23 protein-coding genes are annotated in these 25,437 nt (G+C 70.4%); 13 read left to right on the plus strand and 10 right to left on the minus strand.

What is annotated here, in order from left to right; translation table 11 throughout:
* The first annotated feature begins 50 nt into the window (after window positions 1–50).
* Window positions 51–1,841, plus strand: coding sequence for a DEAD/DEAH box helicase (locus C6N31_RS29605; RefSeq protein ID WP_198358592.1), 1,791 nt, complete (start codon window positions 51–53; stop codon window positions 1,839–1,841).
* Window positions 1,842–1,906: 65 nt separating this feature from the next.
* On the opposite strand, the gene C6N31_RS29610 is transcribed toward C6N31_RS29605, so the two are convergent.
* Window positions 1,907–2,437 carry a hypothetical protein gene (locus C6N31_RS29610; protein ID WP_138356577.1) on the minus strand — a complete coding sequence of 177 codons (531 nt, stop codon included), beginning with the start codon at window positions 2,435–2,437 and terminating at the stop codon, window positions 1,907–1,909.
* Between the two features lie 448 nt (window positions 2,438–2,885).
* Between C6N31_RS29610 and C6N31_RS29615 the strand changes: the two genes are divergently transcribed.
* From C6N31_RS29615 to C6N31_RS29630, 4 genes are all read left to right on the plus strand, one after another.
* A complete protein-coding gene (locus C6N31_RS29615) occupies window positions 2,886–4,520 on the plus strand; it encodes a WxL domain-containing protein (protein ID WP_138356578.1) in 1,635 nt (544 codons plus the stop codon).
* A 244-nt stretch (window positions 4,521–4,764) separates the two neighbouring features.
* On the plus strand, window positions 4,765–6,720 hold the full coding sequence (locus C6N31_RS29620; RefSeq protein WP_198358583.1) for a hypothetical protein: 1,956 nt from the start codon (window positions 4,765–4,767) through the stop codon (window positions 6,718–6,720).
* Between the two features lie 312 nt (window positions 6,721–7,032).
* Complete coding sequence (locus tag C6N31_RS29625; RefSeq protein ID WP_138356580.1) at window positions 7,033–7,725, plus strand: IclR family transcriptional regulator; 693 nt, start codon at window positions 7,033–7,035, stop codon at window positions 7,723–7,725.
* Between the two features lie 78 nt (window positions 7,726–7,803).
* Window positions 7,804–8,592 carry a S16 family serine protease gene (locus tag C6N31_RS29630; protein ID WP_138356581.1) on the plus strand — a complete coding sequence of 263 codons (789 nt, stop codon included), beginning with the start codon at window positions 7,804–7,806 and terminating at the stop codon, window positions 8,590–8,592.
* 36 nt (window positions 8,593–8,628) lie between these two features.
* Here the strand turns inward: C6N31_RS29630 and C6N31_RS29635 are convergent, their stop codons facing one another.
* The 5 genes from C6N31_RS29635 to C6N31_RS29655 all read right to left on the minus strand — a co-directional run bounded on the left by C6N31_RS29635 (window position 8,629) and on the right by C6N31_RS29655 (window position 12,952).
* The gene (locus C6N31_RS29635) at window positions 8,629–9,609 is read right to left on the minus strand and encodes a glycine betaine ABC transporter substrate-binding protein (RefSeq protein WP_138356582.1); all 981 of its coding nucleotides are present in this window, start codon (window positions 9,607–9,609) and stop codon (window positions 8,629–8,631) included.
* Entirely contained in the window at window positions 9,606–10,490 is an 885-nt protein-coding gene (locus C6N31_RS29640; protein ID WP_138356583.1) for an ABC transporter permease, read from the minus strand. The genes C6N31_RS29635 and C6N31_RS29640 overlap by 4 nt, the downstream gene beginning before the upstream one ends.
* Entirely contained in the window at window positions 10,487–11,773 is a 1,287-nt protein-coding gene (locus tag C6N31_RS29645; protein ID WP_164299252.1) for a betaine/proline/choline family ABC transporter ATP-binding protein, read from the minus strand. Before C6N31_RS29645 ends, C6N31_RS29640 begins: the two co-directional genes overlap by 4 nt.
* Complete coding sequence (locus C6N31_RS29650) at window positions 11,766–12,413, minus strand: ABC transporter permease (protein WP_138356585.1); 648 nt, start codon at window positions 12,411–12,413, stop codon at window positions 11,766–11,768. The genes C6N31_RS29645 and C6N31_RS29650 overlap by 8 nt, the downstream gene beginning before the upstream one ends.
* 65 nt (window positions 12,414–12,478) lie before the next feature.
* On the minus strand, window positions 12,479–12,952 hold the full coding sequence (locus C6N31_RS29655; protein WP_198358584.1) for an Lrp/AsnC family transcriptional regulator: 474 nt from the start codon (window positions 12,950–12,952) through the stop codon (window positions 12,479–12,481).
* A gap of 123 nt (window positions 12,953–13,075) precedes the next feature.
* On the opposite strand from C6N31_RS29655, the gene hppD reads away from it, so the two are divergent.
* Together hppD and C6N31_RS29665 are read left to right on the plus strand one after the other, a co-directional pair.
* Window positions 13,076–14,221 carry a 4-hydroxyphenylpyruvate dioxygenase gene (gene hppD, locus C6N31_RS29660; RefSeq protein ID WP_138356587.1) on the plus strand — a complete coding sequence of 382 codons (1,146 nt, stop codon included), beginning with the start codon at window positions 13,076–13,078 and terminating at the stop codon, window positions 14,219–14,221.
* A 77-nt stretch (window positions 14,222–14,298) separates the two neighbouring features.
* A complete protein-coding gene (locus C6N31_RS29665) occupies window positions 14,299–15,666 on the plus strand; it encodes an FAD-binding oxidoreductase (RefSeq protein ID WP_138356588.1) in 1,368 nt (455 codons plus the stop codon).
* A 22-nt stretch (window positions 15,667–15,688) separates the two neighbouring features.
* Here the strand turns inward: C6N31_RS29665 and C6N31_RS29670 are convergent, their stop codons facing one another.
* Complete coding sequence (locus tag C6N31_RS29670) at window positions 15,689–16,162, minus strand: SsgA family sporulation/cell division regulator (RefSeq protein ID WP_187145292.1); 474 nt, start codon at window positions 16,160–16,162, stop codon at window positions 15,689–15,691.
* 268 nt (window positions 16,163–16,430) lie between these two features.
* Between C6N31_RS29670 and C6N31_RS29675 the strand changes: the two genes are divergently transcribed.
* Together C6N31_RS29675 and C6N31_RS29680 are read left to right on the plus strand one after the other, a co-directional pair.
* Complete coding sequence (locus C6N31_RS29675) at window positions 16,431–17,831, plus strand: RDD family protein (RefSeq protein ID WP_198358585.1); 1,401 nt, start codon at window positions 16,431–16,433, stop codon at window positions 17,829–17,831.
* 85 nt (window positions 17,832–17,916) lie between these two features.
* Window positions 17,917–18,651, plus strand: coding sequence for an RDD family protein (locus C6N31_RS29680; RefSeq protein ID WP_198358586.1), 735 nt, complete (start codon window positions 17,917–17,919; stop codon window positions 18,649–18,651).
* 104 nt (window positions 18,652–18,755) lie between these two features.
* Here C6N31_RS29680 and C6N31_RS29685 read toward each other — a convergent pair whose 3' ends face one another.
* Window positions 18,756–19,046 (minus strand): hypothetical protein, encoded by a 291-nt coding sequence (locus C6N31_RS29685; RefSeq protein ID WP_138356591.1) that lies wholly within the window; start codon window positions 19,044–19,046, stop codon window positions 18,756–18,758.
* Between the two features lie 340 nt (window positions 19,047–19,386).
* On the opposite strand from C6N31_RS29685, the gene C6N31_RS29690 reads away from it, so the two are divergent.
* A complete protein-coding gene (locus C6N31_RS29690) occupies window positions 19,387–21,759 on the plus strand; it encodes an immune inhibitor A domain-containing protein (RefSeq protein WP_381585167.1) in 2,373 nt (790 codons plus the stop codon).
* A gap of 68 nt (window positions 21,760–21,827) precedes the next feature.
* On the plus strand, window positions 21,828–22,136 hold the full coding sequence (locus C6N31_RS29695) for a hypothetical protein (RefSeq protein ID WP_138356592.1): 309 nt from the start codon (window positions 21,828–21,830) through the stop codon (window positions 22,134–22,136).
* Between the two features lie 81 nt (window positions 22,137–22,217).
* Here C6N31_RS29695 and C6N31_RS29700 read toward each other — a convergent pair whose 3' ends face one another.
* The gene (locus C6N31_RS29700) at window positions 22,218–22,808 is read right to left on the minus strand and encodes an isochorismatase family protein (RefSeq protein ID WP_198358587.1); all 591 of its coding nucleotides are present in this window, start codon (window positions 22,806–22,808) and stop codon (window positions 22,218–22,220) included.
* Window positions 22,809–22,926: 118 nt separating this feature from the next.
* Window positions 22,927–24,255 carry a nicotinate phosphoribosyltransferase gene (locus tag C6N31_RS29705; RefSeq protein ID WP_198358588.1) on the minus strand — a complete coding sequence of 443 codons (1,329 nt, stop codon included), beginning with the start codon at window positions 24,253–24,255 and terminating at the stop codon, window positions 22,927–22,929.
* Window positions 24,256–24,357: 102 nt separating this feature from the next.
* Between C6N31_RS29705 and clpS the strand changes: the two genes are divergently transcribed.
* The gene (gene clpS / locus C6N31_RS29710; protein ID WP_138356595.1) at window positions 24,358–24,714 is read left to right on the plus strand and encodes an ATP-dependent Clp protease adapter ClpS; all 357 of its coding nucleotides are present in this window, start codon (window positions 24,358–24,360) and stop codon (window positions 24,712–24,714) included.
* Window positions 24,714–25,247, plus strand: coding sequence for a DUF2017 domain-containing protein (locus C6N31_RS29715; RefSeq protein ID WP_198358589.1), 534 nt, complete (start codon window positions 24,714–24,716; stop codon window positions 25,245–25,247). The genes clpS and C6N31_RS29715 overlap by 1 nt, the downstream gene beginning before the upstream one ends.
* Window positions 25,248–25,437: the final 190 nt, after the last annotated feature.

The raw sequence follows: 25,437 nt of genomic DNA on the forward strand, positions 1-25,437 counted from the left end.
TGACGCTGTTGACGTCGACCGCCGCCGCTCCCGACCCCGCCCCGGAGACCGTGACTACTACCGCCGCCAGTGCCTCCCACCACCTTTCACCGGCCTTCCCGGGCCGTGCCCCCTGGGGCACCGCCGGAAAGCTGCGCGCCTGGCAGCAGGGGGCGCTCGACGAGTACATGCGGCTGCAGCCGCGCGACTTCCTGGCCGTGGCGACGCCCGGCGCCGGGAAGACCACGTTCGCGCTGACGCTCGCCTCGTATCTGCTGCACAACCACCTGGTGCAGCAGATCACGGTGGTCGCGCCGACCGAGCACCTCAAGAAGCAGTGGGCGGAGGCGGCTGCGCGGATAGGGATCAGGCTCGATCCGGACTACAGCGCGGGCCCGGTCAGCAAGGAGTACCAAGGCGTCGCGGTGACCTACGCGGGCGTCGGGGTGCGGCCGATGCTGCACCGCAACCGCTGTGAGCAGCGCAAGACCTTGGTGATCCTGGACGAGATCCACCACGCCGGTGACTCCAAGTCCTGGGGCGAGGCGTGCTCCGAGGCGTTCGACCCGGCGACCCGGCGGCTCGCGCTGACCGGTACGCCGTTCCGCTCGGACACCAACCCGATCCCGTTCGTGGCGTATGAGGAGGGCAACGACGGGATCCGCCGCAGCTCGGCCGACTACACCTACGGCTACGGGAACGCGCTCGCGGACGGTGTCGTCCGCCCGGTGATATTCCTCTCCTACAGCGGCAACATGCGCTGGCGCACCAAGGCCGGCGACGAGATCGCCGCGCGGCTCGGCGAGCCGATGACCAAGGACGCCATCGGCCAGGCCTGGCGCACCGCGCTGGCGCCGACCGGCGAGTGGATCCCCGCCGTGCTGAAGGCGGCCGACCAGCGGCTCACCGAGGTGCGCAGGAGCATCCCGGACGCGGGCGGGCTGGTGATCGCCACCGACCAGGAGTCCGCGCGCGCCTACGCGAAGATCCTCAAGGACATCAGCGGCCACAAGGTGACCGTCGTGCTCTCCGACGAGAAGGCCGCGTCCAAGCGCATCGATGCCTTCACGCACTCCGAGGACCGCTGGATGGTCGCGGTGCGCATGGTGTCCGAGGGCGTGGACGTGCCGCGGCTCGCGGTGGGCGTCTACGCGACGACGATCTCGACGCCGCTGTTCTTCGCGCAGGCGGTGGGCCGTTTCGTCCGGTCCCGCAGGCGTGGCGAGACCGCGTCCGTCTTCGTGCCGACCATCCCGATGCTGCTCGACTTCGCCAACGAGATGGAGGTCGAGCGGGACCACGTCCTGGACAAGCCCAAGAAGGCCGGCGACGAGGAGAATCCGTTCGCCGAGGAGGATCAGCTGCTGGCCGACGCCGAGAAGCTGGAGGACGAGGAGACCGAGGAGCAGCTGCCCTTCGAGGCGCTGGAGTCCGACGCCGTCTTCGACCGGGTGCTGTACGACGGCGCCGAGTTCGGCATGCAGGCGCACCCGGGGAGCGAGGAGGAGCAGGACTACCTCGGCATCCCGGGACTGCTGGAGCCCGACCAGGTGCAGATGCTGCTGCAGAAGCGGCAGACCCGGCAGATCGCGCACAGCCGGCAGAAGCCCGCGGACCAGGCCGACCTCATCGAGCTGCCGGCCGAGCGGCGCCCCATCGTCACGCACAAGCAGCTGCTGGAGTTGCGCAAGTCGCTGAACACGCTGGTGTCGGCGTACACCCACCAGAGCGGCAAGCCGCACGGCGTCATCCACAACGAGCTGCGCCGGGTGTGCGGTGGCCCGCCGAGCGCCGAGGCGACGGCCGGGCAGCTGAACGAGCGGATCAAGAAGGTCCGGGAGTGGGCCACGAAGATGCGCTGAGCGCCGCCGCGAACGGTCCCCGGAAGGCGCGCCTTCCGGGGACCGTTGTGCTCACCCGGCCGCTGTCACCAGGTGAAGGCCGACGACTGGGCCGTCGTCGCCGTGCAGTAGACCGTCGCCACGGTGGGCGACGAGGTCACGATCTTCAGTGACCAGTTGGTGGCGCTCGGAGTCCCGGTCAGCACCAGCGAATCGGTGGTGTTGCCGGTCGCGATGGTGCCCGAACTCAGCGACAGCGGGCCCAGGGTGATCGGGTTGCCGCCGGACATCGCCGGGTTGAGCTTCGCGGAGAACTGCACCTCACTGGTGACGCCGCCGGCGGTCTTGTTGACCTTCAGCGTCGTCGTGATGCTGTTCGGGTTGGCGCTGGAGCCGACCGGCATCGTGATCGCGGTGGAAGTGAGTTTGATCTTCTTGACGCCGCCGGTGTCGGTGGCTGTCAGGGTGCCCAGTCCGCTGCCCCACGTACCGCAGTTGTAGGTGGCGGTCGCGGTGCCCGGGGCAACGGCGAACGACGAGGTGGACAGGGCGAGGGTCGCCGTGACCGCCCCGACCGTGCCGAGAACGGCCAGGCCGACCAGTCTGGAACGTGCCATGTGGTTGGTGCTCCTTTCGGTGGATGGAGCGCCGGGCGCATGCCGAATTCAAGGTTTCCCAACCAAAGAAGTATCGCCAGGGCATTACGTCCGTCGCTGTTCCGCCGCCCCATCGACGGGGGCGTGCGGTGCCGGGCCCGGCATACTGAGTCGTAGTGAAACCATGATCTCCAGAACAGTCAACACATATGCGGGACAATTTTTCCGTGGCGTAAAGCGGAGGCTTCCGCAGTGTTTCCCGGTGATCGCTTCGAGTACTTCTCGACTTGTTCCTGAGATTGGCGGAGATCCCTTCCTTTGCTTCTCTTGACTTCTTCGGTCCTGGACCTCTCAATGTCCTGAATCATTCGACCGAGCCATCGCACTCCTGCCACTCCGGCTCCTCCCGGCGTCATGCCGTGCCGCCTCCGGTGAGGCCGGGGCGGTGGCCACCGTCACGAGGAGTCAGGTGTCCCGACAACGAAGATGCGTACCGCACCGGTTGGCCGCGGGCGCGGCCGGGCTCGTCCTGGTGCTGACCGGCGGGGGAGCGGCCCAGGCCCTGATCGTTTCGCCCTCGGGAACGGTCGGCCCGGTGGTGCACTGTGTGCTGCCGCTCGGTCAGGGTGAGGCCACCGGGCCGCAGGACATGACCGTCGAACTCAGCCCGTCCACCGTGCTCCCGGGCGGCAAGGTGCACGCCAAGGTCACGCTCGGGCCGGGCCCCGCCCTCAGCCCGATCTCCATCACCCAGGTGCCGACCACGCCCAACCTCGACCTGGCCCTGTCCGGCGGCGCCACCGGGACCGTCACCGTCACTGGCCCCGAGGTGCCGGTGGACGTCGAGGCCGGAAAGCCCACGGTCATCCCGCCGTTCGAGGGCGACTTCTTCGTCCCGCAGAACGCCTCGGGCCCGGTCGACTTCACCCCGCTGCGCAATCTGACCAGGACCAAGGTGCTCGGCGGGACCTACGAGACCCCCTGCGACGTGGTCAGCGGCAGCGGCAGCATCGGCACGGTCGACGTGCAGGGCTCCGGCGGCACGCCGGCCAGCCTTGTCGCGCCGACCGGGGCGGTCCGGCCCAACACCCCGGTCGCGCTGACCGGTTCCGACTGGACACCGGGCGGCACCGCCGTCCCCTCGCTGTGCTCCGCCGCCGGCACCGGCTGCGACCCGGCGAAGTTCTCCGCGAACACGCTGACCATCGGTTCCACCGGCGCGCTGGCCGGGACGGCGACCCTGGCCCCAGCCACCGACGTCCCGGACGGCGACTACCTGGTCAAGGTCAACGACGGCACGAAGGAGGCCACCGCGCCGCTGACGGTCAAGGCCGTGGCGGCGGGCGAGCGGGAGTTCACGCTGTCGAGCGGCAGCGGACCGGTCGGCAGCGTCATCACCATCACCGGCCGGAACTACCGGCCGGACCAGTGGATCAACATCGTCGGCCTCAACGCCGACGGCGCGACCCTGGACGACACCGCCGTCTATCCGCAGAGCACTCCGGACGGCACGTTCTCCACCGAGTTCACCGTCAGCGACCCCACCCTGGTCGCGGTCCAGGCGGACGAGGGCGGCGACCCGGCGACCGTCAGAACGCAGCCGTTCACCGTCACCACCGGCGGCGGAGGCGGCACCACCACCGGCAGTCAGACACTGCGGACCGCGGTGGTGCCGGGCCTGCTGTCGATGACCCAGGCGGGCGACACCGTCCAGTTCGGGTCGGTCCAGCTCGACGGTGACCCGCACACGTTGAACAGCGCGCTGAACAAGGTCACGGTGCACGACGCCCGCGGCGTCAACACGGGCTGGTCGCTGACCGGCACCATGACCGCCTTCACCAGCGGCTCCGGAGCCACCATCCCGGCCGACGCGGTCGGCTGGGTGCCGGTGTGCACGGCGCAGCCGGGCAGTGTCGGCACTCCGGTGGCGGGCTCGCCCGCGCAGCTGGGCAGCGCGGCCGCGACGTTGTGCGGTCTCGCGCCCGACGGGTCCCGCCAGTTCACCGGCGGGAACTTCGACGCCGACGCTGCTCTCACGCTCCAGGTCCCGGGGACGGCCCGGCCGGGCGACTACAGCGCGACGCTCACGCTGACGCTGTTGTGAACCGAGCTCCGAATTGATCGTTCCGCTGGACTTCCGGCCGGTACCCGCAGCTTCGGGTACCGGCCGGAAGTCTATTCAGGAAACAAGATCTGACGCCTCATCAGGTACTTCTCCGGCGCCTATTGACTTATGAAGGTCACACCCTCTCAATGTGCCGTGAATTAGCGGAATGACATCCCCCGATCTTGTTTCGAAGAATGGGAGTCACGTGTTCTTGCGACCAGGACCATTGGCACATCGATTGATGTCAGGATCTGCGGCACTCGCCCTCGCTCTGACCGGAGCCGGACTGGCTCTCGCACCGGCCGCCCACGCCGGGACGATCACTCCCACGGTGCACTGTTCGCTGCCGGCCGGCCAGGGTGAGGCGACCGGCCCGCAGACCATGACCGTCGACCTCACCCCCTCCGTCGTCGACCCCGGCGGCAGCGTGCACGCCAAGGTCACCCTCGGCGGGAGCCCGGCGACCAGCGGTATCGCGTTGAGCAATGTGCCGACCACCCCCAGCATCGACCTCGCCATGTCCGGCGGTGCCACGGGCACCGTCACCGTCCGCGGCCCCGAGATCACCATGGACATCCCCGCCAACACGCCGATTCTGATCCCGCCCTACGAGGGCGACTTCCTCATCCCGGTCAACGCCGCCGGACCGATCACGTTCAGCGTGGTCCGCACCCTGACCCAGACCAAGGTGCTCGGCGGTACCTACCAGACCCCCTGCGACGTCACCGCGAACGGCGGCAGCGTCGGCACGGTGACCGCCCAGGGCACCGCCGGCGTCCCGGCCACCCTCCACGCGCCCGCCACGCCCGTCCGCCCCAGCACCCCGGTGGCGCTCACCGGTGACCTGTGGACGCCCGGCGGCACCCCCGTCGCGTCGCTGTGCGACACCGCGGGCGGCGGCTGCGACCCGGCGAAGTTCGCCTCCAGCACCCTGGCGATCGGCGCCAACAAGCAGCTGACGGGCTCCGCGACGCTCTCCGACGCCAACTCGGTGCCGGACGGCAATTACCTCGTCAAGGTCAACGACGGGACCAAGGAGGCCACCGCGCCGCTGACGGTCAAGGCCTTCGTGCCCACCGGCCCACGGGCGTTCACGCTCTCGCGGAGCCAGGGCCCGGTCGGCAGCGTCATCACCGTCTCCGGCACCAACTACCGGCAGGACCAGTGGATCAACACCGTCGGCCTCGACGCCGACGGGCAGACCCTGGACGACACCGCGGTGTACGTGCAGACCACCGCCGACGGCACCTTCTCGGTGGACTTCACCGTCAGTGACCCGGCGCTGGCCGCCGTACGGACCGACGAGGCCGGCGACCCCGCCACCACGCTCACCCGGTCGTTCACCGTCGTGGCGGCCGCCGCCACGCTCGGCACGGGCACCGGCAAGGTCAAGCCCGGCGGGACCGTCACCGTCTCCGGAACCGGCTGGCCGGCCGGCACCGCCGCGACCGCCTCGCTGTGCAACGCCGACGGCACCGGCTGCGCCGCGAGCCGCATCGCCGCGAAGTCCCTGACGATCGCCGCCGACGGGACCCTGCACGGGACGGTCACCGTCGCGTCCTCGGTCGCCCCGGCCGCCTATCTGCTCAGGGTCGAGGCGGGCGGGGTCTCGCAGACCGGGGCCCTGACGGTGGCGAAGTACTTCATCGTCCTCAGCCCCTCCAGCGGCCCCAAGGGCACCCAGGTGACCGTCGTCGGCCAGGGCTTCGCCCCGGTCTGCACGGTGGTGATCTCCGGGCTGAAGGCGAACGGGTCGCAGACCTCCGACATCCCCAGGACCAAGGTCGTCGGCCTCGACGGCGCGTTCTCCCAGACCTTCACGGTCAAGGACGCCGCCACGGTCGCCCTCCAGGTCAAGGAGGTGCTGGTCAATCCGCGGATCGCGATGGCCGTCTTCACCGTCGACGACAGCATCCCGCCGCCCTCCGCCGGCTTCGCGCTCTCCCCGGACTCCGGCCCGCTCGGCACTGTGGTCCAGGTCACAGGCCAGGGCTTCGCGCCGGTCGCCACGGTGGCGGTGACCGGACGCCGGGCGGACGGCTCGCAGACGTCCGACGGTTCCGTCCTCCGCGTCATCGGCCTGGACGGCAGCTACGCGCTCAACTTCACGGTGCACGACCCGACGACCGTCGCCCTCAAGGCCTGTGAGGTGCTCGTCGACGGCAGAACCGTGCAGCGCACCTTCACCGTGACCTGACGGGAGGGGTGCGGAGGAACGGAAGAACCGCAGGCGGCGCGGCCCCGGAACCGGGACCGCGCCGCCTTCGTCATAGGCCCGTGAGCTTAAAGAGCGGGTCAGGAGTTTTCCTCGGTGTGACCGCATTGTGGACGACCCCTTCCGCTCAGCGGTACTCGGTCGCTACCGTGCCCGTCACGCACGCGCCGTGGCAGAGCAGCCGCGGAGCGCAGCCGGTACCACCGCGACCGGCGGCCTCTCCGCGCGCTGCCGCGGGACCGGCAGTGCGTCCCGCCGTGAGATGAGCCGCCACTCATATGAGGAGGGGGCGTCGTGACCGCGGAGACATCTCAGACGCTCGACAGAGGACTGCGGGTCCTCAAGCTATTGGCCGACACCGACCACGGGCTCACCGTTACCGAGCTCGCCACCAAGCTGGGGGTCAACCGCACCGTCGTCTACCGCCTGCTGGCCACCCTGGAGCAGCACGCACTGGTACGGCGTGACCTCGGCGGGCGGGCCCGCGTCGGGCTCGGCGTGCTGGGGCTCGCCCACCAGGTGCATCCGCTGCTGCGGGAGGCGGCACTGCCGGCCCTGAGGTCACTCGCCGAGGACATCGGTGCCACCGCGCACCTGACCCTCGTCGACGGCAGCGAGGCGCTGGCCGTGGCGGTGGTCGAACCGACCTGGACCGACTACCACGTCGCCTACCGCACCGGTTTCCGGCATCCGCTGGACCGGGGCGCGGCGGGCCGGGCCATCCTGGCCGGCCGCGGCGTCCTGCCGCACGCACCCGGGCAGGAACAGAACGGCGCCGAGCCGGGGGAGGGGCGGACCGAGCCGGTCCGCTACGTCCTCACCCACGGCGAACTGGAGGCCGGCGCCAGCGGCGCCGCCGCCCCGCTCATCGGGGTGACCGGTATAGAGGGCAGCGTGGGCGTGGTGATGCTCGCCGAGGCGGTGCCCGAGCGGGTCGGCCCCAGGGTGGTGGAGGCGGCCACGGAGGTCGCCGACGCGCTGCGCTAGGCCACGGTCCGCCGCGTGGCGGACGGGGCACCCGGCCGGGGTGCCCCGCCCGTCACGGCGGTGGACTACATTCTCTGCATGCCCGCAGTCTCCCGCCGTGCCCGAGTCCTTGCCCTTTGCGCGATGCTGGTGGCAGCGCTGCTGGCCGTCGCGGCGCTCGCCCCGCTCCCGGTGTCGATCGTGGTGCCCGGGATGACGGCGGACGTGCTCGGCGCGGACAAGGGCCGTCAGGTGATCACCGTCACCGGCACTCCGACCCGGACCACCAGCGGGCAGCTGCGGATGACCACGATCGCCGCGACCCAGCCGGACGCGTCGGTCCACCTCCCCGATGTGCTCAGGGCCTGGTTCGCGACCGACCAGGCGGCGATGCCGCGCGGCGCGGTCTATCCCGGCGGCGGCTCGGTCCAGGAGATCGAGCAGCACAACGCACAGGAGATGACCGACTCGCAGGACGCGGCGACCGGGGCGGCGCTCAGGCACCTCGGGCTGTCCCCCGCGAAGGTCAAGGTCGAGCTGCACCTCGCGGACGTCGGCGGACCGAGCGCCGGGCTGATGTTCAGCCTCGGCATCATCGACAAGATCGACGGGAACGGCCGCGGTGGTGACCTGACCGGTGGCCGCACCGTCGCCGGTACCGGCACCATCACCGCCGACGGCAAGGTCGGCGCGGTCGGCGGCGTACCGCTGAAGGAGCGGGCCGCCAAGCGCGACGGCGCCACCGTCTTCCTGGTCCCCAAGGGCGAGTGCTCCGACGCCGCCGCCGAGCTGCCCGCCGGGCTCCGGCTGGTGCCGGTCACCGACCTGGAGGGCGCCCTGGCGGCCCTGGCCGCGATCAACACCGGCGGCAGGGTCCCCAGCTGCTGACCTCCTGCTGACCCACGGATCCGTGGGTCGGGCCGCTCAGCCCTTCTTGATGAAGCCCTCCTGGATCATCCAGTCCTTGGCGACGTCGTGCGGGTCCTGGCCGTCCACGTCCACCAGCGCGTTCAGCTGCTGGGCGATCTGTGTCGTCAGCCGCTTGCTGATGGGGTCCAGCAGTCCGGCGATGGCCGGGTACTTGTGGAAGGTCTTGCTGTTGAGCTCGGGCGCCGCGTTGTAGTTCGGGAAGAAGTGCTTGTTGTCCGCCATCGTGTCCAGGTCCATGGCCTTGATCCGCCCGTCGGTGGTGAAGGCCTCACCGAGCAGGCAGGTGCCCTTGGCCACCTGGGTGTAGACGATGCCGGCGTCCATCTTCTGGATGTTGGAGGCCGGGATGTGCATCCCGTACGCCTTCTCCATGCCGAGCAGCCCGTCGTCCCGCGAGGCGAACTCGTTCTCCACGCACACGGTCACCGCCGAGGGGTCGGAGTTCGAGAGGGCGGCAACGTCGGAGAGCGTCTTGAGGTGGTACTTGGCGTTGTTCGCCTGGTTGATGGCGAGCGTGTACGTGTTGTCGAGGGAGGACGGCGGCAGCCAGGTGACGCCGTTCCTGACGTCCTCGTCGCGCACCGCCCGCCACTGCGCCAGCGGGTCGGTGATCGGCTTGTCGTGGCCGAGATAGGTGATCCAGGCGGTGCCGGTGTACTCGTACATCGCGTCCGCCTCACCGGACTTGATGGCCTCGCGGGCACCGATCGACCCCTGGATGTTGGTGCGGTCCAGCACCTCGGCGCCCGCAGCCTTGAAGGCCAGGCCGATCATCGAGCCGAGGATGATCTGCTCGCTGAAGTTCTTCGAGGTGACGATGAGCGAGGCGCCCTTGAGGGGCAGTCCCTGGCCGATGGAACCCGGGACCACGTCGTCCACCAGGGGGCTGCCGCTCTTGAGGCCGCAACCGCTGAGCGCGGCCGTCGCGACGAGCAGCCCGCAGCCCGCCGTCGCCAGGGTGCGTCCGTACCTCATGACCCCACCTCCAGGCCGCGCGGCCGCATCAGCTGTTCGGCGACCGAGGCGATCCAGTCCACGGCCAGCGCCAGCAGCACCGTCAGGATGGAGCCGAGCACCAGCACCGGCATCCGCTGGGTCTGGATGCCGGTGGTGATCAGGTCGCCGAGGCCGCCACCACCGCCGAAGGTGGCCAGCGTGGACGTGCCGACGTTGAGGACCAGCGCGGTGCGCACTCCGGCCAGGATCAGCGGTACGGCGAGCGGCAGTTCCACCTTGGACAGGACGCCGACCGCCGACATCCCGATGCCGCGCGCCGACTCGACGAGCGTCGGGTCGATGCTCCGCAGACCGGCCATGGTGTTGGACAGCACCGGCAGCACGGCGTAGGCCACCATGCCGATGATCGCGGTGCGCGGACCGATGCCCAGCCAGATGACGAGCAGCGCCAGCAGACCGATCGCCGGGGTCGCCTGGCCGATGTTGGCCAGCGCGGTGACGAACGGGGTGGCCTTGCGCAACTGCCGCCGGGTCAGCGCGATGCCGACCGGGATGGCGATGATCAGCACCCAGAACGTGGAGTACGCGGTGAGCTTGACGCTCTGCCAGAACCGCAGCTGGACGGTGTCGCCGGCCAGCGCGTTGTGCGCGATCGAGTCGAGGTCGGCGTTGCTGATCCACAGATAGGTGGCGCCCAGCGCGGCGCCCAGCACCAGCGGGGTGATCACCAGCTTGGGCCAGCGCAGCCGGCGCTCGGGCGCCTCGTGCGGCAGCGGACCGGTGCCCGTCCCGACGGCCCCGGCCACCCCGTCGTCCTCGGCCGCCTCCGGGTCGTCACGGAAGGCCCGCCCGCGCACCTCGTGCTCGCCCGGCGGGCGTTCGGGGCGGCGCGCGCTCATGCGTCCGCCCTCTTCGGTCCCTCCGGGGGAGCGGCCTCCGCACCCTCCTGCTCCAGCCGCGTCTGCTGCCTGCGCAGCTCCTCCAGCTCGTGCCGGTGCTCGATGGCGGTGAGCCGGTCGGCCTCCAGCATCTCGTGGACGGAGTTCATCAGCGTCTCCATGTCCACGACGCCGATGAACTCGCCGCGCCGGCCGGTCACCGCGACCCGGCCGCCGCTGTCGGTGAGCACCGCCTCCAGCGCGTCGCGCAGCGTCGCGTCCCGCGTCACCGTGTCGTGCACGAGGGTGCCGGCCCGCGCCAGGGACCCCTTGGCGCGCATCAGGTCGCCGCGCCGCAGCCACTTGTACGGGCGGCCGCGCTTGTCCAGCAGCAGCAGTTCGTTGGTGGTGGCGTCACGCAGCCGGTCGAAGATGGCCTGCAGCGGGTCGTCGACCGTCACGGTGGGGAACTCCGCGATTCCCACGTCCCGCACCCGGGTGAGGTTCAGCCGCTTGAGGGCCGCGCCCGCGCCGACGAAGCCGGAGACGAAGTCGTCCGTCGGGTTGGTGAGGATCGCCTCGGGGGTGTCGAACTGGGCGATGTGCGAGTGCTCGCGCAGCACCGCGATGCGGTCGCCGAGCTTGATGGCCTCGTCGAAGTCATGGGTGACGAAGACGATCGTCTTGTGCAGTTCGTGCTGCAGCCGGATCAGTTCGTCCTGCAGATGGTCGCGGGTGATCGGGTCGACGGCGCCGAACGGCTCGTCCATCAGCAGCACCGGCGGATCGGCCGCCAGGGCGCGCGCGACCCCGACCCGCTGCTGCTGCCCGCCGGACAGCTGGCGCGGGTAGCGGCCGTGGAACTCGCGCGGGTCCAGCCCCACCAGGTCGAGCATCTCCTCGACGCGGTCCTTCACCCGGGACTTCGACCAGCCCACCATCTTGGGGACCAGCGCCACGTTCTCGGCGACCGTCATGTGCGGGAAGAGCCCGGAGGACTGGATCGCGTAGCCGATCTTGCGGCGCAGTTTGACCGGGTCCATGTCGGTGACGTCCTCGTCGCCGATCCGGATCCGCCCCGAGGTCGGCTCGATCAGCCGGTTGATCATCTTCAGGGTGGTCGACTTGCCGCAGCCGGACGGGCCGACGAACACGACGGTCTCGCCCGCCTTGATCTCCATGCTGACGCTGTCCACCGCCGGTTCGGCGCTGCCGGGATAGCGCTTGGTCAGGTTCTCCAGCTGGATGGTGGCACCAGCCACCGAGGCGCCGGACGCCGGTGACCGATCGGACGGTTCAGACACGGATCCCCCTCGGGATGGTCATACGGCCCACGACGATGTACGCGGCGTCGAAGAGCAGCGCCAGGACGACGATGCCGAGCGTGCCGGCGAGCACCTGGTTGAGGGCGTTGGCACTGCCCAGTGACGCGATACCGCGGAAGATCTCGTTGCCGAGCCCGGGGCCGGACGCGTACGCGGCGATCGCCGCGATGCCCATCAGCATCTGCGTGGAGACGCGGATGCCGGTCAGGATCGGCGGCCAGGCCAGCGGCAGTTCCACCTTGGCCAGCCGGGCGAAGCGCGACATCCCGATGCCCTTGGCCGCGTCCACCAGTGTGGGGTCGACGCCGCGCAGCCCGACGATGGCGTTGCGCACGATCGGCAGCAGCCCGTACAGCGTCAGCGCGGTGACGGTCGGCGGGACGCCGAGGCCCAGCACCGGGATCAGCAGACCGATCAATGCCAGCGACGGGATGGTGAGGATGGTCGAGGTCGCGGTGACGGCCAGATTGCCCGCCCACTCGCTGCGGTACGTCAGGACGCCGAGCACGACGCCGATGACGGTGGCCAGCACCATGCACTGGAAGACGGCGCTGGCGTGCTGGAACGCGTCGGTCAGCAACTGCTGGTGCCGGTTGCCGAGGTAGCTCCAGAAACTCACCGTCCGGCTCCCTCCTGCTCGTACCGCGGGGTTCCGCCCGTCCCGTCACCTCACGGGCGGTCACGTCACGGGCGGTCCTCCGCTGCCTGTTCGATCAGCGGGATGATCCGGAGTGGCACCGGATTTTCCATGACGATCGCCGTGGAGGCCCGCATGATGCCATCAAAGCCCACAACCCGGTCGATCACCCGTTGAAGATCCGCGTTCGAACGGGCCACCAGCCGGCAGAGCATGTCGCCCTGGCCGGTCGTGGTGTGCAGCTCCAGCACCTCGGGCACGCCCGCCAAGTGGGCGCGGACGTCCACGCCTTGGCCCTGCTTGATCTCCAGCGTCGCGAAAGCCGTCACCGGATAGCCGAGCGCGGCCGGATCCACCTGCGGCCCGAACCCCCGGATCACCCCATTGGCCCGCAGCCGGTCCAGCCGGGCCTGCGCCGTCCCGCGGGCCACACCCAGCCGCCTGGACGCCTCCAGCATCCCGATTCTCGGCTCATCGGCGAGCAGCTTGATCAGCTGCCCGTCCAGCACATCGATCCCCATGACTACCGCCTCCGATGGTCAGACTGCACAGATTGACCCGTGATTCCGGCGCTTCACTGTGCTCATTGTCCAGTGAAATCGGCAACTATTGCGCACTCTGGTCCGCAGGGCGACGCTTTTGACATGACTGAGACGACTGAGACGCAGCAGACCGCCGAAGCCCAGCAGAAGGACCTGTTCCCGGTGAAGGGCATGGACGCCGTCGTCTTCGCCGTGGGCAACGCCAAGCAGGCCGCGCACTACTACTCGACCGCCTTCGGGATGAAGCGCGTCGCCTACTCCGGCCCGGAGAACGGCAGCCGCGAGACCGCGTCGTACGTGCTGGAGTCCGGCGGCGCCCGCTTCGTCTTCACCTCGGTCGTCAGGACCGCCAGCGAGCGCGGCAAGTTCCTCGAGGCGCATGTCGCCGAGCACGGCGACGGTGTCATCGACCTCGCCATCGAGGTACCGGACGCCCGCGCCGCCTACGCCTACGCCGTCGAGCATGGCGCCACAGGGCTGGAGGAGCCGCACGAGCTGACGGACGAGCACGGCACCGTCGTCCTCGCCGCGATCGCCACGTACGGCCAGACCCGCCACACCCTCGTCGACCGTTCCGGCTACACCGGCCCGTACCTGCCGGGCTACGCAGCCGCCGACCCGATCGTCGAACCGGGTACCCGCCGCTTCCAGGCGATCGACCACTGCGTCGGCAACGTCGAGCTCGGCAAGATGAACGAGTGGGTGGCGTTCTACAACCGCGTCATGGGCTTCACCAACATGAAGGAGTTCGTGGGCGACGACATCGCCACCGAGTACTCCGCGCTCATGTCCAAGGTCGTCGCCGACGGCACCCGCAAGGTGAAGTTCCCGCTCAACGAGCCGGCCATCGCCAAGAAGAAGTCCCAGATCGACGAGTACCTGGAGTTCTACGGCGGCCCCGGCGTCCAGCACATCGCCCTCGCCACCAACGACATCGTCGCGACCGTGCGGGCCATGCGCGCCGCCGGTGTCGAGTTCCTCAACACCCCGGACTCGTACTACGACACCCTCGGCGAGTGGGCCGGCGAGACCCGCGTCCCCGTCGAGACCCTCCGCGAGCTGAAGATCCTGGTCGACCGCGACGAGGACGGCTACCTGCTGCAGATCTTCACCAAGCCGGTCCAGGACCGGCCGACCGTCTTCTTCGAGATGATCGAGCGGCACGGCTCCATGGGCTTCGGCAAGGGCAACTTCAAGGCCCTCTTCGAGGCGATCGAGCGCGAGCAGGAGCTGCGCGGCAACCTCTGAGCGATACGGGTACGCCGACGGGCCGTGCCGGGGCGGCAGAGCTTCCCCGGCCACGGCCCGGGTGCCAGTCTGGAACCATGCGCGAACTGATCGAACGACTGCACGAGGGACTGCCGGCGGAGGCGGTCCTCACGGACCGGGACGTCACCGCCTCGTACGCCCATGACATGGCGAGCTTCTCCGAGGCGGGCACTCCGGCGGTGGTGGTGCTGCCCCGCACCGTCGAGCAGGTGCAGCACGTGATGCGCACCGCGACCGCGCTGCGGGTGCCTGTGGTCCCGCAGGGCGCGCGCACCGGTCTGTCGGGTGCGGCGAACGCGTCGGACGGCTGCATCGTGCTGTCGCTGGTCAAGATGGACCGGATCCTGGAGATCGACCCGGTCGACCGGGTCGCCGTCGTGGAACCCGGTGTCGTCAACGCCGTGCTGTCGCGCGCGGTCGCCGAGCAGGGCCTGTACTACCCGCCCGATCCGTCGAGCTGGGAGCAGTGCACCATCGGCGGCAACATCGGCACCGGAGCCGGCGGGCTGTGCTGTGTGAAGTACGGCGTCACCGCCGAGTACGTGCTGGGACTGGAGGTCGTGCTCGCCGACGGCCGTCTGCTGAACACCGGCCGCCGCACCGCCAAGGGCGTCGCGGGCTACGACCTGACCCGGCTCTTCGTCGGCGCCGAGGGCACGCTGGGCATCGTCGTGCGGGCGGTGCTCGCGCTGCGGCCCGCCCCGCCGCGGCAGCTCGTCCTCGCGGCGGAATTCCCGTCCGCGGCGGCAGCGTGCGCCGCGGTCTGCGAGATCATGGCCCGCGGCCACGCCCCCTCGCTGCTGGAACTGATGGACACCACCACCATCCGGGCGGTCAACGACCTGGCCCACATGGGGCTGCCGGAGACCACCGAAGCGCTGCTGCTGGCCGCGTTCGACACTCCCGATCCCGCCGCGGACCTCGCGGCGGTCGGTGAGCTCTGCACGGCCGCCGGCGCCACGCAGGTCGTCCCGGCGGAGGACGCCGCCGAGTCCGAGCTGCTGCTGCAGGCCCGCCGGATGGCCCTCGTCGCCCTGGAACGGGTCGGCACGGCGACGATGATCGACGACGTGTGCGTGCCGCGCACCAAGCTCGCACCGATGATCGAGGGCGTCGCCGCCATCGCACAGAAGTACGAGCTGACCATCGGCCTGTGCGCGCACGCGGGCGACGGCAACACCCACCCCATCGTCTGCTTCGACGGAGCGGACGAGGACGAATCGGCGCGCGCCCGTGAGTCCTTCGACGAGATCATGGCGCTGGGCCTGGCCCTCGGCGGGACGATCACCGGCGAGCACGGTGTCGGCCTGCTGAAGAAGGACTGGCTGGCCCGGGAACTCGGCCCGGTGGGCGTGGAGTTGCAGCGCGGCGTACGACAGGTCTTCGACCCGCTCGGCCTGCTCAACCCGGGCAAGCTCTTCTGAACCCCCGCGTTCCCCCGCGCCCTCACCCCTCGGGCGACTCGTCCGTCACCGTCCATGGATCGCGCAGCCACAACTCGTCCCGGGTCGTCGGGGCCAGCAGCTCGTTCAGCCCGTCGTCCATGCCGAGCTGCTCGTGCTCGGTCCCCGGCGGCACGGCGCGCAGGGTGCGCTCCAGCCAGGACGCCACCGGCGAGGACGGCGCCTCCAGCAGCGCGTTGCCGTCCGGGGAGCTCAGCGCCATACAGATCACGCTGCGCCCGTTGACCTTCGTCGGCCAGATGCGCACGTCCCCGTGCCCGCACGGCCGGAACACCCCTTCCACCAGCAGTTCGCGGGCGAACGTCCAGTTCACCGGGGCGTCCGAGCCCACATGGAAGGTGATGTGCACAGCAAAGGGATCATCTGTGCGATAGGCCAGCCGGGCCGGTACCGGAATGCTGCGCTCCGGCGACAGCACCAGGTTCAGTTCCAGTTCGCGTTCCACCACGGTCTGCATCAGGTCGTCGTCCTTTCCTTGGCGGGCGGCCCCTTGCGGTGTTGCGCAGCGGGTGCTGCGCGGGGCCCGCACCAGGAGAGAGCGCATACAACCCCAACCATTACGCGACTTCTCCGAATCGCGGTGAAAATTACGGAAGGCCCCGCGCGGGTCCCTCCCACCCGGTAAGGGTGTGTGGTGTGCGGTACCGCGGACCCGGCGGGTCCGCCTGTCTGGTAGATGTGGTCATTGCACTCCCCTGGCCGAATAGATACGGACCTCACGAACCATGAGCTCACCCTCCACTGGCTCCTCCGGTTCCTCCGGTTCCCCCGTTCCGGGGTACTACCCGGATCCGTCGATCCCGGGCTACATCCGGTACTGGAACGGAGCCGCCTGGGTGCCGGGCACCAGCCGTCCCGCACCGCGGCCCGGCGAGGAGCTCGCCCCGCCGCCGGGGCAGGACGCCGGCGGCCGGGGAACGCCCGGCCCGCCGGCCCCCGCGCCGGCCTCCGGCGGCGGTACGGGCATGCCCGCCGTCGAGGAGTCGGGCGTCATGTTCTTCGACGAGGACCCGGTGCGGACCGCGGAACCGGCGGCGTCCGACGGGCGTGGCGCGGCCGCCGCCCCCGTCTGGTCGGCGACGCCGGCCGTCGAGCCGCCCCGCACCACCTGGGGCGCCGCGGAGCCGCAACCGCGTCCCGAGCGGGCTGCCCCGGACGCCAACCTGCCCGCCACGCGCGGCGCGTCGGTCGGCACTCCTGCGACCGGCACTCCGGCCACCGGTACCCCCGCCGCCGGGACCCCGTGGGGCACCCCGCCGCGGCAGCCGCAGCCGCAGCCGCAGACACCGGAACATCCGCATCCGCATCCGCAGCCGCAGCCGCAGCCGCACATGCCGCGACAGTCGCAACAGCCGCAGACCCCGCAGCAGTCGCAGCCCGCCGCGGGCGAGGGCACGGACGGGCGGCGCGCCGGTTCCGCGCCCCTCGCCCAGGCCGCGCCCGCGCCCTGGGCGCAGCAGGTGCACGAACTCGCCCGGCAGGGCCCCGGCGGGGCGGGTCCCGGCGCGGGTCCCGGTGCCGGGACGGGCGGTGGCACGGCCGGCGGCGTCGTCGCCGTGCCGGGCCAGCAGGGTGAGCCGGCGGGTGTGGTGCCGTGGCGGCCGCCGGTGAACGACCCGTTCGCGTCGATGGTGCAGGAGCAGGGCCGCCCGGCCGGGCTCGGCCGGCGCCTCGCCGCCCGGCTGCTCGACACGATCGTCGTCCTCGCGGTCACCGGTGTGGCGGCGGTACCGCTCGGCACGGCCGCCTACCGCCACCTCAAGGACAAGGTGGACGAGGCGCGGCAGACCGGTGAGACCGTCACGGTCTGGCTGATCGACGGCACCACCGGCGTCCAGCTGGCCATCGTGCTCGGCGTCGCCCTCGTCGCCGGGCTGCTGTACGAGGTGCTGCCCACCGCCAAGTGGGGCCGGACGCTGGGCAAGAAGCTGTTCGGGCTGCGGGTGGTCGACATCGAGTCGCAGCTCGCCCCCGGCTTCGGACCCTCGCTGCGCCGCTGGCTGACGCACACCGTCCTCGACGCGCTCGTCGTCGGCGTCGTCGGCCTGGTGTGGTGCATGGTCGACCGCCCCTGGCGGCAGTGCTGGCACGACAAGGCGGCCCGTACGTTCGTCGCCCGGCAGTAGCGGGCGGCGCTGACGGTCCGTTCGGGGTACCCCGAACGGATCTTGCCGGAAGGCGCGTCCGCTTCCTACGGGTTTCACTCGGTTCATGAGTACCGACCAGCCGTCGCCCGGATCTCCTGACGATCCTTTCGCCAAGCCCCCCCAGGACAGTGGCCCCGGTACGCCCGGCGGCTCGCCCTACGGTCAGCAGCCGCCTTCCTACCCGCCGCCGCAGGACGGGGGCGGCAACGACCCGTACAGCGGCAACCCGTACGGCAATCCGCCGCCCGGTGGTCCCCCGCCCGGCGGCGGCGCACCGCCGCCCTACGGCGGCGACCCCTACGGCGGCGACCCCTACGGCGGCGACCCCTACGGCGGTGGCACGCCCGACCCACTGGCCGGCATGCCGCCGCTCGGCGACGTCGGCAAGCGGCTGCTCGCGAGGATCATCGACTTCATCCTCATCTCCATCCCGGTCGGCCTGCTCGACTGGGCCTTCGGCACCTTCCAGACCGACACGGACGACATCAACTACGGCCGGTCGCTGCTGGGGTCCTGTGTGGCCGCGGTCCTCTACATCGGCTACGAGTGGTGGATGACCAGGGCGACCGGCCAGACCCTGGGCAAGAAGTGGCTGGGCGTGCGCATCGCCATGCTGGACAACGGCACCGTCCCCACGTCGTCGGCCGCGCTGATCCGCGCCTGTGTGTTCTGGCTGCCGACACTGTTCTGCTGCCCGTGCCTGTGGATCGTGCTCATCGGGATCCTGCTGCTGCTCGACAAGCCGTACCGCCAGGGTCTGCACGACAAGGCGGCGAAAACCGTCGTCGTCACCGCGTGACGGTCCGCCCCGGCGGACCCGGCCGGCCCCGTCGTCGTACCGGTCCCGCCGTCAGCACACGACGGCGGCCCCGGAGCAACCGCTCCGGGGCCGCCGCCCGCCGCTCAACGCCGCAGCGAGTGCTCGCTGACGCGGGACTGGCCGGAACTGTGCACCCGTGGGCGGGGGACCGTCGCGGGCGCGGTACGGAAGGTCGTACGGCCGCGGGCCTTGGCGCGGGCGGTCAGCGGGATCGTGGTCGTCACCGCGACCAGCACGCCGAGCAGCAGCCCGGCCGCCGCGATGATGACGACGCTGGGTCCGGAATGAGCCTCGGACAGCAGCAGCATCGCAAGAGTGGACAGGACAACGGTCGCGGAACCGTATGCGAGTTGCGCGGGGGTAGGACGCGGCATGGCGGGATCCGTCCTCGAATACGTCGGTTAAGTCGCAGTGTCGGAAGGGGCGGTGGACATCTTCATGCGTGGGCGCCGGCAACTGACTCTACGGATCGGCATGCCCCATGGGAACGGTTGGTAAGCGTGACCTAACCCACGGTGGGGGAGCACAGGGGGGCGCACGGAATCTCGACCCGGTCCACCCGTCTCAACTGGCAGACGGTCCACCTGGGTTGATGTCCGTTATCCGGACCTAAAAAGCCGGTCAACGTACTGGTCTGCCATGAGCAAGTCAAGACCTGTCTTTTCTTCCGGCACTTGGATGCAATGGCATCTCCCAAGGGGAGGTCAAGACATCTTGAAGAATCTTCGCAGCAACATCAGACCCGCCACCCTCGCGGTGGCGCTCATCGCACTCGGTGCGATGGCGATGCCCGCGACCTTGGCCGCAGCCGCTCCCGCGGCGGGCAACGAGGCGCAGGCGAGCCACGATCCGATGCAGGCGCCGACCGGCAAGGCGCCGGCCGGCACCAAGGCCAAGGTCGACGACGACCGTCTCGGCCCGCTCGGGCGCGAGCAGGCGGTACGCCGGCAGGACGCCCTGCAGAAGGTGATCGCGGGGGACCTCACGGTCCAGGACAGTGGCCGCTCCAAGGTCGCCAAACTCAGCGCGGGCAAGTACGTCGAGCTGAGCCGCGAGAAGACCGACAAGATCTTCGTGATCCTCGCCGAGTTCGGCGACAAGGTCGACCCGCAGTACGGCGGCACCGTCGGACCGCTGCACAACCAGATAGCGGAACCCGACCGTTCCACGGACAACAGCACCGCCTGGCGGAAGGACTACAACGCGCAGTCCTTCCAGGACCTCTACTTCTCCCACGACCCCAAGAAGGAGTCGGTGGCGAAGTACTACGAGAAGCAGTCCTCCGGCCGCTACTCGGTCAACGGCGAGGTCTCCGACTGGGTCAAGGTCGACTACAACGAGGCCCGTTACGGCAACAACAAGTGCGGCGCCACCAACTGCGCCACCGTCGAGGACCTGGTCCGCGACGGCACCGCGCAGTGGGCCGCGGACCAGAAGGCCAAGGGCCGCACCGCCGCGCAGATCAAGACGGACCTCGCCCAGTACGACCAGTGGGACCGTTACGACTTCGACCACGACGGCAACTTCAACGAGCCCGACGGTTACATCGACCACTTCCAGATCGTGCACGCGGGCGAGGACGAGTCCGCGGGCGGCGGCGTCCAGGGCACCGACGCGCTGTGGGCCCACCGCGGTTACGCCTACCAGGGTGACGAGGGCTTCACCGGCCCGGCCGGCAACCAGCTCGGCGGCACCCCGATCGGCGACACCGGCATCTGGGTCGGCGACTACACGATGCAGCCGGAGAACGGCGGCCTGGGCGTCTACGCCCACGAGTACGGCCACGACCTCGGCCTGCCCGACCTGTACGACACCACGTACATCGGCGAGAACGGCACCGCCTTCTGGTCGCTGATGTCGTCCGGCTCCTGGCTCTCCAACGGCACCACCGACATCGGCTCGCTGCCCGGTGACATGGACGCCTGGGACAAGATGCAGCTCGGCTGGCTGAAGTACGACACCGCCAAGGCCGCCAAGCTCTCGACGCACAAGCTCGGCGTCGCCGAGTACAACACGAAGGACCCGCAGGGTCTGGTCGTGACGCTGCCGTCGAAGAGCGTCACCACGGCGATCACCACGCCCTTCGCGGGCACCAAGCAGTGGTGGAGCGGCGCCGGCAACGACCTGCGCAACACCCTGACCCGCCACGTCGACCTCACCGGCAAGACGTCCGCGGCCCTGTCCTTCAAGGGCTGGTACGACGCCGAGGACGGCTACGACTACCTCTACACCGAGGTGTCCACCAACGGCGGCGTCAACTGGGCCCCGATCGACGGCACCATCGACGGCCAGCCCATCACCCGCAACGGCAGCGGCCGTCCGGCCATGACCGGCACCACGGGTGGCTACAAGGACATGAACTACCCGCTCGACGCCTTCGCCGGCCAGCAGATCGAGCTGCGCTTCCGCTACCGCACCGACGGTGGCGTCGCGCAGAAGGGCTTCGCGGCCGACAACCTGACGATCACCGCCGACGGCGCCGCCGTCTTCACCGACGGTGCCGAGGGTGACGACAACGGCTGGACCGCGAACGGCTTCAGCCGCTCCGAGGCGTCCTTCACCAAGTCGTACCCGCAGTACTACATCGCGGAGAACCGCGAGTACGTCAGCTACGACAAGGTCCTGAAGACCGGTCCTTACAACTTCGGGTTCGGCGCCGCCGCCCCGAAGAAGGTCGAGCACTACGCGTACCAGAACGGCCTGCTGATCTGGCTCTGGGACACCTCGCAGCTGGACAACAACGTCGGCGAGCACCCCGGCCACGGCCAGATCCTGCCGATCGACGCCCACGCCAAGCCCGACGCCTGGTCCGACGGCGCGCTGTTCCGCAACAAGATCCAGTCCGCGGACTCCACCTTCGGCTGGTACCCGACCGACGCCCTCACCGCGCACAAGAACGGTGTCGCCACGACGATCAAGTCCAAGCCGGGCGTCCCGGTCTTCGACGACCGTCACGGCACGTACTGGTACGACACCAACCCGTACGCGAGTGTCCAGGTGCCGAACACGAATACCCGCATTTCGATCCTGTTCGACTCCCCGAACGGACAGAACACGATCGTCGCGGTCAGCCCTGCGGGTCGCTGACCTGCGTTGATCCAGTGTTCGGCCCACGCCCTCTGGTGGGCGGGGGCCGATCACCGGATTATGTGGGCATGGCAGTCGGTGGATTCACCAAGCTTCCCAACGGCAACGTCGTCGTCGCTCTCAAGCTGCCCCACCCGGGCGGCGCGGAGGACAGCGTCCGCGTCATCGTGCACGCCCAGAACCGCCAGCGGGCGCTCACCCGGCTCCGGAATCTCGGCTTCCGGGCGGCCCGGCTCAGCGGCAACACCGAACCGCCGACGCCCGACGAGGTCACCGCCGTCCTGCACCACCCGGACGGCCTCGTCTGGCGGCACTCCGCGTCCGGCTCGGAAGAGCTCTGGCAGCCCTTCCGGGCCACCCACCGCCGCGCGGGCTGAGCGGGCGGGCGGTCCCGGCTTCTCCGGCCTCCCGACCCGCTCAGGGCCGCTCAGAGCCGTCCGGGCCCCTCTGCACCGCCCTCAGGCCCCGACCGCCGGCTTGCCCGTCAGCAGGACGCCCGCGGCCAGCAGCTCGGCCAGCGCGCTCTCCGTGGTCGCCGGGGCGACACCCGCCGTCAGGTCCAGCAGCACCTGCGTGACGAAGCCCTCCCGGGCCGCGTCCAGGGCCGTGGCGCGCACGCAGTGGTCGGTGGCGATCCCGACCACGTCCACCTCGGTGACGGCCCGCTCCCGCAGCCACTCGGTGAGCCCCATGCCGTTCTCGTCCAGGCCCTCGAAGCCGCTGTAGGCGGCCGAGTACGCGCCCTTGTCGAAGACCGCGTCCACGGCGCCGGAGGCGACCGCCGGCGCGAAGTTCGGATGGAACCCGACGCCCTCGGTGCCCGCCACACAGTGCACGGGCCAGGACGTCACGAAGTCCGGCCGGTCCGAGAAGTGGTCCCCCGGGTCGACGTGGTGGTCACGGGTGGCCACCACATGGCGGTAGCAGGCAGTGGCCTGCCCGACGAGATCGGTGATCGCGGCGGCCACGTCCGAGCCGCCGGCGACCGCGAGGCTGCCGCCCTCGCAGAAATCGTTCTGGACGTCCACGACGATCAGTGCGCGGTGCATTCGCGGTCCTCTTCGGTCGGCTGACCGCCGTGCGGGGACAGGCGGCACGCGTCGAGCGTAGGGACTCGCGCCGCGATCCGCGACAGTCCCGGCCCCGCCGACCCCGGCGGCCGCCGCGTCACACCTGCTCCGTGGGGAGCACCGGCTCGCCGCGGGAGAGCTGCGAAGCGGACAGCGGCAGCCCCGCGCGCGCCTCGATGTGCCGGGTGCGGGCCGCCTCCAGCGGCTCACGGCCGGTGATCTCCCCGCCGCGGACCAGCGGAACCAGCAGCTGCCGGTCCTCGAGCTCCGGCGGCACGGGCCCGGTGCCGACCACCTCCGCCTCCGCGACCCCGTCGTCGTCCAGCCGCCGGGCCGCCCACTTACGGCCGCCGACGCTGCTCTTGGCGCCCATCGACTTCTTGGCGACGGCCACCATCGGCGCGTCCGGCTCGTTCGACGAGGCCCGGGAGACCAGCTTGTAGACCATGGAGCAGGTCGGGTGGCCGCTGCCGGTCACCAGCGAGGTGCCGACCCCGTACGCGTCCACCGGCGCCGCCGCCAGCGAGGCGATGGCGTACTCGTCGAGGTCGGAGGTCACCACGATCCGGGTGTTCTTGGCGCCGAGGTCGTCCAGCTGCTGCCGCACCCGGTGGGCGAGGAGCAGCAGGTCGCCGGAGTCGATGCGGACGGCGCCCAGCTCGGGCCCGGCGACCTCCACGGCGGTACGGACCGCCGACATCAGGTCGTAGGTGTCCACCAGCAGCGTCGTGCCCCGGCCGAGCGATTCGACCTGGGCGACGAAGGCGTCCCGCTCGGTGTCGTGCAGCAGCGTGAAGGCGTGCGCGGCCGTGCCGATCGTCGGCAGCCCGTAGCGGAAGCCGGCCGCCAGGTTCGAGGAGGACAGGAAGCCGCCGACGTACGCGGCCCGCGAGGCGGCGACCGCCGCCAGTTCGTGCGCCCGCCGGGCGCCCATCTCCATCAGCGGACGACCGCCGGCCGCGACCGCCATCCGGGACGCGGCCGCCGCGATGGCGGAGTCGTGGTTGAGGATCGACAGGATCACCGTCTCCAGGATCACCGCCTCGGCGAAACTGCCCTCCACCCGCAGGATCGGCGAGCCGGGGAAGTACACCTCACCCTCGGGGTAACCCCAGATGTCGCCGGTGAAGCGGTACTTGGCCAGCCACTCCAACGTCGGCCCGTCCACCACGTTCTCGCGGGCGAGGAAGTCCAGCACATCGGCGTCGAAGCGGAAGTTCTCCACCGCGTCCAGCACCCGGCCGGTGCCGCAGACGACACCGTACCGGCGGCCCTCCGGCAGCCGGCGGGTGAAGACCTCGAACACCGAGTGCCGGTGCGCCGCCCCGCTGCGCAGCGCGGCCTGCAACATCGTCAACTCGTACCGGTCGGTGAACAGCGCGGTGGACGGTACGGCCACCGGCAGCCCCAGATCTGCAGCGCTCATGGAACGGGATAGTACCCCGACTACTCGTCAGAGTGACGATTTCTCTGCGCTTCCGCGTCCATTTGTGCGAAGCGCCGCCATAGCGGCAGCATTGGAGGAGTGATGAGTGCCCACCCGTCTCCCGCCCCCGCCCTTCCAAGGACGCGCTCCGCGCGCTGTTCTGTCGCTCCCGCAGAGATCGCACGGCCCGAGTCGACCGAGGCCACCTTCGAAGTACCCGACCCGGACGTCCCCTGGGTGACCCTGGTGCACAACGACCCCGTCAATCTCATGAGCTACGTGACGTACGTCTTCCAGGCCTACTTCGGGTACTCCAAGGACAAGGCCGTCAAACTCATGAAGGACGTCCACCACAAGGGCCGCGCCGCCGTCTCCAGCGGCACCCGCGAAGAGATGGAGCGCGACGTGCAGGCGATGCACGGCTACGGCCTGTGGGCGACCCTGCAGCAGGACCGCTGATGGCCGGCTACTTCGAACCCGCCCCGGGCGGCGGCGCCGTCATCACCCTCGACACCGTCGAGATCTCCATCCTGCGCAGCCTCGCCGTGCAGCTCCTGGAGATGATCGGCCCGGGGGAGGAGCCGGTCTCCGACGACCCGCTGGCCGCGCTGTTCCCGCCCGACGGGCCGACGAAGCCCCCGGCCGACCCGGCGCTGGCCCGGCTCTTCCCCGACGCCTACGAGGACACCGCCCAGTCCTCGGAGTTCCGCCGCTTCACCGAGAACGACCTGCGCACCCGCAAGCGCGAGGACGCGCTGGCCGTGGTCCGCGCGCTCGACGCCGGCGCCCCTGAGCTGCTGCTCACGCCCGAGGACGCCCGCCGCTGGCTCGGCGCCCTCAACGACCTGCGGCTGACCATCGGCACCCGGCTGGAGGTCACCGACGAGGACACCGAGCTCTACCGGCTGCCGGACGACGATCCGCTCAAGCCGATGGTGATGGCGTACCTGTGGCTCGGCGGTCTGCAGGAGACGCTGATCGAGACGCTGTGACGTCCGGCATTCGCTCAGCGGACGCTCAAATCCGGATAACGATCATGTCACCGCGATCATCCGGTATGCGGCTTCACTTCACCTTCGGGGTGTTTTTCCCGTGGCCCGCGTCACATTCCCCTTTTCCGACGGCGTCTCAGCTTGTTATTTATGGTCCGGACTCGAACATCGAGTAGGACACCATCACTCA

This window comes from Streptomyces fildesensis, assembly GCF_016107395.1.
Taxonomy (GTDB): domain Bacteria; phylum Actinomycetota; class Actinomycetes; order Streptomycetales; family Streptomycetaceae; genus Actinacidiphila; species Actinacidiphila fildesensis.

Bases quoted from the DNA above. Each gene is read 5' to 3' on its own strand.
- C6N31_RS29620 (WP_198358583.1), top strand. From the start codon at position 4,765: ATGTCAGGATCTGCGGCACTCGCCCTCGCTCTGACCGGAGCCGGACTG.
- C6N31_RS29715 (WP_198358589.1), top strand. From the start codon at position 24,714: ATGGCCGGCTACTTCGAACCCGCCCCGGGCGGCGGCGCCGTCATCACC.
- C6N31_RS29675 (WP_198358585.1), top strand. From the start codon at position 16,431: ATGAGCTCACCCTCCACTGGCTCCTCCGGTTCCTCCGGTTCCCCCGTT.
- C6N31_RS29630 (WP_138356581.1), top strand. From the start codon at position 7,804: ATGCCCGCAGTCTCCCGCCGTGCCCGAGTCCTTGCCCTTTGCGCGATG.
- C6N31_RS29685 (WP_138356591.1), bottom strand. From the start codon at position 19,046: ATGCCGCGTCCTACCCCCGCGCAACTCGCATACGGTTCCGCGACCGTT.
- C6N31_RS29610 (WP_138356577.1), bottom strand. From the start codon at position 2,437: ATGGCACGTTCCAGACTGGTCGGCCTGGCCGTTCTCGGCACGGTCGGG.
- C6N31_RS29655 (WP_198358584.1), bottom strand. From the start codon at position 12,952: ATGGGGATCGATGTGCTGGACGGGCAGCTGATCAAGCTGCTCGCCGAT.
- hppD (WP_138356587.1), top strand. From the start codon at position 13,076: ATGACTGAGACGACTGAGACGCAGCAGACCGCCGAAGCCCAGCAGAAG.
- C6N31_RS29700 (WP_198358587.1), bottom strand. From the start codon at position 22,808: ATGCACCGCGCACTGATCGTCGTGGACGTCCAGAACGATTTCTGCGAG.
- C6N31_RS29695 (WP_138356592.1), top strand. From the start codon at position 21,828: ATGGCAGTCGGTGGATTCACCAAGCTTCCCAACGGCAACGTCGTCGTC.
- C6N31_RS29705 (WP_198358588.1), bottom strand. From the start codon at position 24,255: ATGAGCGCTGCAGATCTGGGGCTGCCGGTGGCCGTACCGTCCACCGCG.
- C6N31_RS29680 (WP_198358586.1), top strand. From the start codon at position 17,917: ATGAGTACCGACCAGCCGTCGCCCGGATCTCCTGACGATCCTTTCGCC.
- C6N31_RS29635 (WP_138356582.1), bottom strand. From the start codon at position 9,609: ATGAGGTACGGACGCACCCTGGCGACGGCGGGCTGCGGGCTGCTCGTC.
- C6N31_RS29665 (WP_138356588.1), top strand. From the start codon at position 14,299: ATGCGCGAACTGATCGAACGACTGCACGAGGGACTGCCGGCGGAGGCG.
- C6N31_RS29640 (WP_138356583.1), bottom strand. From the start codon at position 10,490: ATGAGCGCGCGCCGCCCCGAACGCCCGCCGGGCGAGCACGAGGTGCGC.
- clpS (WP_138356595.1), top strand. From the start codon at position 24,358: ATGAGTGCCCACCCGTCTCCCGCCCCCGCCCTTCCAAGGACGCGCTCC.
- C6N31_RS29670 (WP_187145292.1), bottom strand. From the start codon at position 16,162: ATGCAGACCGTGGTGGAACGCGAACTGGAACTGAACCTGGTGCTGTCG.